An 11490-nucleotide genomic window follows, 5' to 3' on the forward strand; every position below is an offset into this window, starting at 1 on the left:
CATCGTCATCAGAATGCCAACCATCAAGGCGAAGAGTTTCAACCCGTCGAACAGGCTCTTCCTTTCGATGGTCACTATCAAAAAAACTATTACAAACGCGAAGAGTGTAACTGGAATCGATATCTTCCGTACAACATCCATCAGGTAATAAAAGACTTTCGGGTAACCACCGGCGGCTTCCCTGAGCTCTTCACCCACACTGTCGAAAAGGATTTTGATCACGTTGTTTCTGTAGATAATAGATGTCGGCTCGGCGTTGATAACGAAGTATCTCTTTCCCTGGCCATCTTCGTAAAGAACCCTCTCCTTTAGACTGTCTGGTATGACCTCTGCAATTAAGTCGATGAGTTCGTCGGAGCTTTTCACACCTTCGGCCTTATCGAGAAGTTCAATCATGAAATCGTAGTACTGTGCTTTCTTGAGCAGTGCCTCCACAAGCGGCGAGTTGCGCATCGAATTTATCTGTCTCGTGATCGATTGTATTCTGTTCACCTGATCCTGACTTCCATCTTCCAGAATCGAGAGCACGGAGAATACACTCCTTATGTTCGGATTGTTGTTTAGATTTTCATGTGCGCGTCTCAAAGATTCAACGTCACCGACCATGAATGGAACTGAGTTCAGGATACTTCCTCCGAACGTTCTTTCGATCAACGCCGGAACGGCTATCTGTTCGGAATCGGTGGCCATCAATCCCGGCGGAGTGTAGGAAAAATTGGTAATGCTTATATAACCGAGATAACCTAGAGAAAGTATAAGTATGAAGACGATACCACCGGAAACCACACCGAGTTTCCTTATCAACCTCGCCAGCCGTAAAAAAAATCGATCTAAAAGGTGGATGTTTGCCGATCTTCCTTGTTTCATGACGGTTTTTATACTCAGCGCGGGTAAAAACGTAATCATAACGATGAAAAATATAACTATGCCGAAAGAAGTGAGTATTCCAAGCTCCCTGACTGCCGGGGAATCGATCAACGCGAGTATCACGAAAACGGCGGCCGTCGTTAGCATGCTTGCCATCAAAGGCTTCAAAAGAGATTTGTAAGCCTCCCTGAGGAGTCTCTGCGAATTTCTCTCTTTCTTTGCGCCGTCGGAAAGCCTGGTGATCATATGAATTCCGTAATCGATACCGAGGCCCAGAGTTATGGAGGTTACGAAAGAGGTAATTATGTTCAGCGATCCAAAAATAAGGTAAGCCGCTCCCAGAGTTATGAACATAGAAACCGCCAGTGATGAAAACACGAAGAGAGTGATTTTAAAGCTCGAGTAGGCGAGCAGGAAGAGCAGCGATATACCGGTCAAAGAGATCACGGTTGTTAGCATGAAATCGTCAGTTGCCTGTCTGTGGGAATCGTAAGTGCCGAAATGATCGCCGGCCATTCCGTAGGTAAGGTCGTACGGTTCGAGTTTTTCGCTTATCCATTTCCGGAGAGCCGGAATTACACGGGCCACGTACGCCACATCTGACGAGGGACCGTCGAGCTTGAAACCCATGACCAGGATCATCGGGTCTTTCTGAGGGATACTTTCCGGGAGCCTGATGAAATTCTCAAAACGCCCCGCGCTCTCATCCTCTTTCAGCATATCTTTGAATCCATCGAACCCGGCCAGCATCTCGCCGATGCTGTGTATGGCCGAAAAGTCGTAATTGACGAGTCTCTGTACGTTTCTGACCATATCCTGATTGGAACCGCTCAACGATTCAAGTTCAGAGGAATCTATAAGCACAAAGCCGAGCGGTCCGAGGTCCGAAATTACATCGAACCTTACGAAAGCCTCTATACTGTTTAACTGGTCGACACTGTCAAAGATTTCCCGTGCAGCGGCCATCAGGTTGTCGATTCCCCCGGGAGACTTGTCGTCGCTTTTGATAACGATATAAGTCACATCTCTGGAGGAGTTGCCCTCTATGAAACTCTCATATTGCCTTATGACTGGATCGTCTTCGGGAAGTATCTTCATCAGATCGGAATCAATACTGAGTTTGGAAGAGAGGAAAGCTCCAAAAATCCCCAGAATTCCAAAAAAAACTACCACAGCCGCCCGATGCCGAATTATGAACTCACTGAGTCTGTCCACGCTATCACCACTCATGAATCGTCCTGGCCGAATTCTCTTATATACTATCGTAAATCCACTTCAGAGTACAGTGGCCTCTTTTGATTTGTATGCTAAAGAGTTTCATGCCTTTCTCAAGAAGTATCTCACCGGCATGAAAGGTATCGAATAACGTTCTATTACATCGAAGAATCGCTCCGAAAGACTCGCGCCTTCCTTAAGCACTATTACCGGTCCTATACCCTGGAAAACATCCGAAACGAACCGACCCAAACTGAAGGCGTTGGCATTGTAAACTTTGTTGAATGTATAGCCTTCTTGAAGGTATCTCTGGTAATCGCTTTCCATTATCAGCGAGTACGACGGGACGTAATCCAGATAAAAACCACCGTATTCCACAACTTCGCTTCTGGTAACATCGTTGCCGAAGTACTTCGTGGTAGTCACAGTTCTGGTGCCACCGCTACCGGTTTCGACCAGCAATAGAGTACGGAGTTTGTTGTAGGTATCGGTGTATGGACATATGAACCTCTTTTCACCGTTCTCCAGTGATATCAGCCAGGCTCCAGCTTTTTCCTTCTCGAGCTCTTTCAATATCGAGCTGAATTCCTGCACGCTTTCAAGATGCTTTTTGAAGTCCTGTAAGTAAGGAAATATACTGTTTCTGATAGAAAAGTCGGGAGAGGACTTTCTGCTCCCGACTTCCTGAACCGCCGGATAAAACGTGAAAATCATAGCCGCAAGACCAAATGCCAGCGCAACCAGTGAAAAGAGTATGGTGGCCTTCCTAAATTTCAATTGGCCACACCAACCCCCAGCATCTGAGCGATCGCTTCGAGGGCCGCAAATAGCTGCGCGTCGTTTTCTATATCTACTGCCGCAGTTGACAGGGTTAGCGCCCTGTTTTCGTCTTCCAGAGAGACCGCAGTCGCTTCGACCGTAATGTTCGGTTCTATGCCCACGAGATGTATGTCGTCTCCGTTCGGGGTGAAGTAATGGGCCGTCGGCAACCATATCTCGCCACCGTTGGAGAGATTGTACACCGTCTGCACGGCCGCTTTACCGAAAGTCTTCGTACCTATTACCGTCGCTATATCGTGGTCCTTTAGGGCTCCTGTGAGTATTTCGGATGCCGAAGCGCTTCCCTCGTTAACAAGCACCACTATCGGTTTATTTGTGAAATAACTGTTGTAACGTGAACCCCAGGAATTGTAGATTTCCTCCTGTCCGTCCCTGTACCTTATGGTTATAACCCGCTGTCCTTTGGGAAGTATCAAGGAGGAAATGTTCAGAACGCTCTGCAAAAGGCCTCCGGGATTGTTTCTAAGGTCGAATATGTAGGCCTGGCTATCTCTGGTGAGATCGAGGGCATTTTGAAACTCTTCGTACGTGGGCGCGTTGAACCCCGTTATCTGTATGTATGAAATACTAGATCCCTCGAAATCGATGATCTCGCTTTTAACGCTCTTGATTTCGATTATCTCCCTGGTGATTTCAAAGAACTTCGTCTCGGTAAATCCCTCCCTGTAAACTTCAAGGATGACTGTTGTGCCGGGCTCTCCCCTCAACATGTTAACCGATTCATAATAGCCCGTTTCCGAAACGGGTGTCCCGTCTATCGTTATGATCAGGTCTCCCGCTCTGAGTCCGATCCTCTCGGAGGGACTTCCGGCCATTGGTGAAACGACCTGCAGACATTCGAACTCGATGTTGTACTGTACTACCGATCCGATACCCCCGTACTTTGAACTGGTATCTATTTCGTTTTCCTTGGTCTCCACCGGATCGAAATACCAGGCGAATGGATCTTCCAGTCCCCGCATAGTACCTGTAAGCACTTCATCCAGAATGTTGTCGTAGTCAACCTTCTCGATATCGTAGTAATTTCTGTCTATATAGGTCAATATTTCGAACATCGGACTGAACTTATCGAGCATATTCTCGTACGATAAAGAGGTAAAAGCTCCCAAAAAGAAGACACCGACAAGCACAGAGATAACTCCAACGGTTTTTAAAAGTTTATTCTTTTTCATGATCTACTCCTCCTCTTGATCTTCACACCAAAAATAAGGAATGCCGTATGCCCCACCATACGGTCCTCGGGTCTCAATCTATCGGGATTAGTTTTATAATTTCTCGCCATTATCTCCCACATCTGAATATCGACGATATTAAGCTCTCCCAGAAGTCTTATGGATTCTTGAACTTGATTGGTCGTCGGGCATAGAACGCAGATTCTACCGCCGCCTTTCAGTATCGAAACTGCCCTGTCCATTACTGCCAGAGGGTCGGGTACATCAAGAAAGAATGAATCGGCCACGTTCTCTTCGTCACACCTTTCTATATCCTCCGGGAAAAAAGTCACCCTCTCTATCTTTCCGAGAGCGGCCACATTTTCGCGCGCTCTCATGACGAAATCACTTCTTTTTTCGTAGGTTATCACCCGTCCAGAACTTCCCACCAGCCTGGAAAAGACAGAAGTCATTACACCGGTTCCAGTTCCCGCTTCATAAACCACATCCCCATCTTTGACGTCGAGATTGAGCGTAATGAAAGCGATATCTTTCGGATAGACTATCTGTGTGGAACGCTTAAGGGATAGGATTCCATCCATGAAGGACGGCCTCAACACATAAGCTCCCTTGAATCCCAGCGATACGAAAGAACCGTACTCCATACCGGCTAGAGAGGACATGATCAGATTCCCGTAATGGGTCGTCAGGACTTCTCCTTCCCTAACTTCTGCGAAAAGCCTCGTCTCTTCATCTTCGAGTAGAATCACAACTCTATCGCCGGCTCTTATCATTCAGATTCCTCTCAATTTGATAATGTTTTCGATCAGATTATCCAGCTCTTCGGTTTTACCGGCTTCGTTGGCCTCAATAACGCATTTTCTGGCGTAACCTTTGATTATCATCTCCGAAACCCTAGAGAGAGCCGAATTGACTGCGGAAACCTGTGTGAGAATGTCGCCGCAAACTCTGTCATTCTCAACCATCTTTTGCAGACCCCTGATCTGTCCCTCGATCCTCTTCAACCTGTTAAGGACAGCCTTTCTTGTACTCTCATCCACACCCTGCATTTCCTCTCTCCTTTATTTCTTCAGTTTCTTCAGTAACTGAACACACTACCGCCGATGAATTCCTTTATTATGGAAGTTCTTGGCACATCCTCGAGATTGGTGATGGGCAAAAAGTAATCTATGAACCTCAAAAGCCTTTTCGCTTCTACGAACTCGGGTACCGAATCGTCTATCTGGACAAGGAGAGGTTCTGCGAAACTCTTAAGGATACCCAGCTCGTAAGCCAGTGCGGAGTTGAACATAGCATCGGCCTCTTCCTGGAAGGGAAAAATGTACCTGTCCTCGCCCCTTCTGACACTCGACCACATCCTTATCGTATCCAGAGCCGAATGTCCCCTGAACCTGTTGTCTCTGACTATTCTGCGCAATAATCTGACATCGGTGGTTGGAATTCTGTTCATGTTATCTATGTTCAGCTGTGTTAGCGCGCTCACGTATATCTTGAATTTTCTTTCTTTCGGGATCGAAGCCGTCAGTAGCTCGTTCAGACCGTGAATACCTTCCACGATTATCGGCTGATCGTGGCTTATCGAAACGGCCTTTTCCTGAAAACCGCTCTTCCCGAGAAGGAAATCGAACTTTGGAAGCAATACCTCTCTACCCTCGAGTAGTTCACCCATCTGTCTGTTGAAGAGCTCGATATTTAGCGCGTATATCGATTCGAAGTCGTAATTTCCCTTTTCATCCAGCGGGGTGTCCTTCCTATCGAAGAAGTAATCGTCCAGTGAGATCTGGATCGGATTCATTCCCAGCACTCTCAATTGCAACATGAGCCGCTTTGAAAAGGTGGTCTTCCCCGAGCTCGACGGCCCGGCAACAAGGATAACCCTCACACTCTCGCGGCTCTCTATCTGATCGGCAATTCCTGCTATCTTCTTCTCATGGAGAGCTTCGGCAACATTTATCATCTCTCTCGTTTCACCGTATCCCTTGCTTATTATTTCATTCAATTCGCCTATCGTCTTAACCCCTAGTATGCTTCCCCAGCGTTCGTGTTCTAGAAAGATACTGGAAATTTTCGGTTGATCCACGAAATCCGGTAAGGCGTGAGGTTCGCTCGCCGAAGGCAGGTTCAACACGAAATAGTTGCCGTAAGGTATGAGCGAGAAATAACCCACAGATCCCGTGGAGAAAGGCATATAACCGTAAAAATAGTTCAGGTAATCTTTGCATCGGTATATATTCACTGTGGATTTTTTTCGATACTTGAAGAGAAGAGCCTTATCTATCTGGCCGTCTTCCCTGAAAATCCTTATAGCCTCGAACTTTCCTATGGTATCCTTTATGAACGGGACGTTTTCTTGGGCTATCTCTCTCATCTTTTCCTCGATTTTCTCCAGGAGTTCCCGGTTCGCAACGACACCCTCTATTTCACAGATCAAGCCGGAACCCCTCGAATGATGAACATCAAGCGAGACCTTTCCGAGTAGCTCCCTGACAGCCATGAAGAGTATAAATATGGCTCCCCTGGTATAGATCCTTATCCCATCGAGTGAACTGAGATCGACGAATTCGATCTCCTTCTCCTCGCCCACAAGTCTACAGAGTTCAAAAAGAGAGTTTCCGGATTTCACAGCCATTATTGGAGACCCGTACCTGCCGGAAAACCGGCAAGCCAGATCCTGAAAGGTCGTTCCTTCGGACACCGGAATCGATTCCTCGATTCCTTTGATTCGTATTGTTTTCTTTGTCATACTCTTATCACCGCTTCCTGAATCGTTGACAGCATCGAAAGCCGATGCTAAAATCTACTAGCGATGGGGCGTCGCCAAGCTGGTAAGGCATCAGATTTTGGCTCTGACATCCGTAGGTTCGAATCCTGCCGCCCCAGCCAGAAAAAGGGTGGCTTCGGCCACCCTTTTTGGTATGTATCAGTTTTCCGTTCCGGTAGCTTCCGTAGTAGTGCCGGTGCCCGTTGCCAGCTCTGATATCTGGAACTGAACGGTCTCTATCGTCGATTTTAACGCCGCATCATCGGGATACAGTTCCAGAAGCATCTCCAGGTAACTCATCTCACCTATGAGGTACATCCGCATCATCTGTTCGTTTTTCTGTATATTCGCGAGTTTCTCGTACATATCCACCAGCAGATAGAGTGTGCTGACTTTAAGATCCGTTGCAACGTCCGTAATGTTGAGTATTTTCATGTTCAGGTCGCTTTCGACGCTTTGAACGGGAGAATCGATTAAAAGAGAAACGGCCTGGGCTCCAAAGTACTGACCGTAGTACTGGAGATAGCTATCCAGAAGCGTAGGATTCTCCAAGAGCGGCCTGATATTTCTGTTGTAGATGCTCTCGTTATAGAGATATACGATCTTCGGATCATTTCCATCTATCCTGTACATGTAGTTTATCACCTGCGAGGAATTGGGCATCGCCGAGTACAAAAACTTTACACTGTTTTCGAAATAAGTGTTGGTCCTGTCATACACTTCGTTCTTTTCCGAGAGCAGTTTCTCCACATCAGTCAGTTCCGATAAGCCGTACTTGTCGAGGTAATCGTACGCTCTCTGCGAATTGGAAAGGTATACCCTCATTATCGAATCCGTAGACGGGGTGGTTTCAAGCTGAGCCGCGATCTCTTCTCTGGATAGGGAAGTTATACTCGCCGGAACAGTGGTCAATATACCTTTAAGGTCCTCCAGATCGAGGACTTCATTCCTGAGTTCAGAAGCTCTGTCGTCCGCGAGTTCGGTGTAGATAACCATCGGTAGGTATGAATCACCTATCAATACGTTGCCTTCGCCGTCGAAATACTCGTTCTGAAGCTCAGTCATGAGCTTTTGCGAACTCTCGGAATCGTTTCTGCTGTTGGCGAATTTCTCGTACATCTTTAGGTCCGGATCGTTGATGGCGTAGGAGAGTTTATTCTCCTCCTTATAACCGGAAAGCCACGACGCGAAGCGTTCATTACTGTACTGGGAGTACTCAGTATCGTATCCCGCTACTTTTACGAACTCTTCGTACGTATCGAAGGTCGTCTTGGTCGCCACGTCTATCAGGTGATAGCCGAACTGTGATATAACAGGTCCTGTGATGACTCCAGGAGTTGCCGCAAAAGCGGCATCTTCGAATTCCTTCACCATCTGTCCGTGCCCAAACTCGCCCAGATTACCGCCGTCAATCGCGGAACCGGTATCTATGGAAAATTCGCTGGCGGCCTGAGAGAAAGACAGAGCCCCTTCTTCGATCTTGACCTTAAGCTCGAGAGCGCTGGCTTCTTCGGTTACGAGAATATGGCTGGCGGTTACCTTTTCGTATTCTGACTTGAGGTCGACCATGTTATCTGCCACATACTGCTTGAAATCTTCTTCGATGTTAGGAAGCGCCTTAGCCTGAACATTCAACGAGAGAAGTTGTGTCGATACATAATCCCGCACTATTTCCGAGAAGGCCTCTACCGATCCGTACTGATAGATTATGGCGGCCTTGGTGTTCTCATCGCCCACGTACTGATTGACTATGCGATCGCTCTCGGATTTTATCTGTTCGGCGGTGGGAACTGCGTTGTTCTCAACGGCGTATAGCAAAAGGGTTTTCTGATCTACGAGAGATCTGAAAATTTCATATCTTATTCCCATCTCGCTGGGATTGTTTTCAATCTCAAAGTATGGATCCAGATTGTAACCCTGACTCCTGATATTGCTCAGGGTATCTCTAGCTGAAATCTCGTATTCCGAATAATTGATCCAGTACCTGGAATCGGTCACCGGAGTTCCATCCCTGGTGAGTCCACCGACCATTTCTTCGAACTTAGCTGTCTGATCGACGTTCTGCGTATTATTCTGAGAACCGCTTCCGAGGTACTGGGCAACCGTCCACCAGACGATTCCGATCCCGAACAGTATGGCCACGGCCCATACTACCGGGCGTTGAATTGATTTCATAAAATTGGTGTTTCTTCTTGGCTTCTTTGCCGACATCTACTTTTCAACTCCCTCCACGTACCGATACTCTACAACCAACAAGGGGAGGTAATAAGCCTCCCCCGCCTTCAGGAATTATACCACAGCCACAATTTACTTGTTAACGCACATTTGAAGAAAACGATTATTGTGTATCGAAGACTAACCAACCTGCCTGGAGTAGACTCTGAAGTCGATCGAAGAGAAGATACCGTCTATCCATTCCAGTGTTTTGAGTCTCTCTTCATCTATGGTATTCGACTCTACTTCTCCATAAAGAGTGAGAAGTCTATTTATATGCGTCTTAGTACGGTTAACGGCATACTCAACAGTCGTATTGGTTGTTATTATGAAAGCCCAATCGCTCGATTGCGCCAGGAGCAATTCTCTGGCCATCTGATTCAAAGCCCTTATTTTGAGTTTGTCTTCCGTTTTTTTGTATTTCCTTGCGAGTTCGATCACTCTTCTGACACCTTCATCGAGATGCCTGTAAATCCAGTCGTTTCTTCCGTTCAGCCACACTTCGTTATAACCGTTTGCGCCCCACGTGGAGATGTTTGGTGTGACGCACTGGACTTCGCCCATCGAATCGATTACCTCCGGCGGTGTCGCGCAGATCACGGTATCGTCTCCGTTCAATTCTCTGAAAAGCTCCTCTATGAAGAGAGGCCCTTCGTACCACCAGTGACCGAAAAGCTCAGCGTCAAAAGGAGCGACAATTACGGGGCTCACACCATCGAACTGCTCGGAAAGCCTCTTGATCTGCTCACGCTTTCTGCTTGCGAAGTCTTTAGCGTGTTCCCTGGTGGCCTTCTTAGCTTCTTCGAAATCGTAATAGCTCTTTTCATTCAAAGAAACATCCTTGCCCGTTATTCTGTAGTACTTGATACCTGTGTTGCATCGCTCGCCGCTGGGGTCTATGTAGGGTCTTATGTAATCCTCTTCTCTATCGAACCCAACATCTCTATAGAACTCTCTGTATCTGGAATCTCCGGGGTACCCGACTTCTGCGCTCCACACCTGTTGGCTTGACTCCGGATCTCTTGCAAAGACAAACACGCCCTCTGGAGTCATGACAGGTCTATAAACACCGTATCTTGGAGCGGGATCTCCATACCACAGCCCGTGTGAATCCACGAAGAAGAATGAGAGGCCCCACTCTCTCAAGTAAGAATCTATTCCTGGAACGTAACCGCACTCTGCCAGCCAGATTCCTTTTGGAGGCTTACCCATGTGCCTTTTGTAGGTATCCACTCCCACTCCGATCTGAGCGTTCACGGCTTCCGGGTACTGTGTCATTAGGGGAAGAAAACCATGTGTGGCGTTGCAGGTAACGATTTCAAGGTTGCCCGTCTCCTGAAGTTGAGCAAACTCCCCCGAAAGGTCGCCGTTGCAGCGTAGATATACCGACTTGGTTTCTTCGAGTTCTTTGAGATAGTGTTTCGCCAGCCTGTGGCTGGCGGGGTTTTCAGAGATTGTTCGCTCGATCTCCTTCTCGGCAAGTTCTATTGATAAATCGAGATACTTGAGGTACTTCTTTTGCAAATCCGCGTTGGCGAACATTTCCATCAGTGGAGGAGTTATACTCATGCTCACCCTGAAGTTGATACCGTCGTTCTTCAAGCGATTGAAAGCCCGAATTAGCGGGATATAAGTCTCCGTTATCGCCTCGAAGAGCCAGCGTTCTTCCATGAAGCTCGGAAAGTCCGGATGATTTATGAAGGGAAGATGGGCATGGAGCATCAGCACGAATTTACCTTTTCTCATCTTATCATCTCCCGCTTCTAGACTTGGAAATACTTTTGATGAATTCTTCGGAAGACGGGTTGTCCGACGGGCCTGACGACCTGATCGATAGAGAGGTCTCCGCCGCTTCAACCGAAACTCTAACTTCCTTTTTAGAGCCTTTCGATAGATCCACCCAGGTTTCTTGATCGGTGAATTGTGGAGTGTTTCTTGGAGTCCGGGCGATTTTTGATTTCATGAAACCTACGAAAAGCTCTCCGGCGTAATACCCTATCTCCGCGATATAGTCGGCGTCGGGAAAATCTACCTGAAAGTACCAGTTACCTTCCTCCGATAGGATCTTCGCTTCTTTATATCTGTTGGCGTTTTTTCCATCGTAGATTATGTTGGTGATGTCGCTAACTCTCACAAAGATATCGTTTCCGAGTTCATCTAAGCGTTCTCTGGTCTCTTTGGAGAAGTCCCATTTAATATATACCCAGTAAGGATTTACCGGATGCAATGTTATAGAATCGGTGAAATAAGTCCTGGGAAGATCAACGTTTACAGGCTTTGAAGGTCTTTTACTTTCCGAGGGAGTCGCCACAACGGTCTGACTGCTCACCGGTACATCTTTATCCGAGAGTTTCGCCAGAGCCCTGGCGATATCCTTTTTGCCCATGGTTCTCTTAAGATGAACACCGAGCATCTTCGCGT

The 11490-nt window shown here is 47.1% G+C and carries 9 protein-coding genes and 1 tRNA gene; 1 reads left to right on the forward strand and 9 read right to left on the reverse strand.

Features of this window, described 5'->3' with window-relative positions; translation table 11 throughout:
* From PKX57_RS09460 to PKX57_RS09485, 6 genes are all read right to left on the reverse strand, one after another.
* The coding region (locus tag PKX57_RS09460) for an efflux RND transporter permease subunit (RefSeq protein ID WP_472416976.1) at positions 1–2082 on the reverse strand (2082 nt) is incomplete at its 3' end.
* Between the two features lie 102 nt (positions 2083–2184).
* Entirely contained in the window at positions 2185–2859 is a 675-nt protein-coding gene (locus PKX57_RS09465) for a hypothetical protein (protein ID WP_213919875.1), read from the reverse strand.
* On the reverse strand, positions 2856–4094 hold the full coding sequence (locus PKX57_RS09470; protein ID WP_213919874.1) for a S41 family peptidase: 1239 nt from the start codon (positions 4092–4094) through the stop codon (positions 2856–2858). The genes PKX57_RS09465 and PKX57_RS09470 overlap by 4 nt, the downstream gene beginning before the upstream one ends.
* Positions 4091–4867, reverse strand: coding sequence for a methyltransferase domain-containing protein (locus tag PKX57_RS09475; RefSeq protein WP_213919873.1), 777 nt, complete (start codon positions 4865–4867; stop codon positions 4091–4093). The genes PKX57_RS09470 and PKX57_RS09475 overlap by 4 nt, the downstream gene beginning before the upstream one ends.
* Complete coding sequence (locus PKX57_RS09480; RefSeq protein ID WP_213919872.1) at positions 4868–5143, reverse strand: metal-sensing transcriptional repressor; 276 nt, start codon at positions 5141–5143, stop codon at positions 4868–4870. It abuts the gene before it with no gap.
* A gap of 29 nt (positions 5144–5172) precedes the next feature.
* The gene (locus PKX57_RS09485; protein ID WP_213919871.1) at positions 5173–6837 is read right to left on the reverse strand and encodes a nucleoside kinase; all 1665 of its coding nucleotides are present in this window, start codon (positions 6835–6837) and stop codon (positions 5173–5175) included.
* A 64-nt stretch (positions 6838–6901) separates the two neighbouring features.
* Here PKX57_RS09485 and PKX57_RS09490 point away from each other — a divergent pair.
* Positions 6902–6977 (forward strand) — tRNA-Gln (locus PKX57_RS09490).
* A 37-nt stretch (positions 6978–7014) separates the two neighbouring features.
* On the opposite strand, the gene PKX57_RS09495 is transcribed toward PKX57_RS09490, so the two are convergent.
* The 3 genes from PKX57_RS09495 to PKX57_RS09505 all read right to left on the reverse strand — a co-directional run.
* Positions 7015–9066, reverse strand: coding sequence for a peptidylprolyl isomerase (locus PKX57_RS09495; protein WP_472416978.1), 2052 nt, complete (start codon positions 9064–9066; stop codon positions 7015–7017).
* Between the two features lie 144 nt (positions 9067–9210).
* The gene (locus PKX57_RS09500; RefSeq protein ID WP_472411449.1) at positions 9211–10815 is read right to left on the reverse strand and encodes a glycoside hydrolase family 57 protein; all 1605 of its coding nucleotides are present in this window, start codon (positions 10813–10815) and stop codon (positions 9211–9213) included.
* 4 nt (positions 10816–10819) lie between these two features.
* A partial coding sequence (locus PKX57_RS09505; protein WP_472416980.1) for a DUF4912 domain-containing protein occupies positions 10820–11490 on the reverse strand: 671 nt, incomplete at its 5' end.

The sequence above is a fragment of the Mesotoga sp. genome (genome assembly GCF_035363035.1).
Classification (GTDB): domain Bacteria; phylum Thermotogota; class Thermotogae; order Petrotogales; family Kosmotogaceae; genus Mesotoga.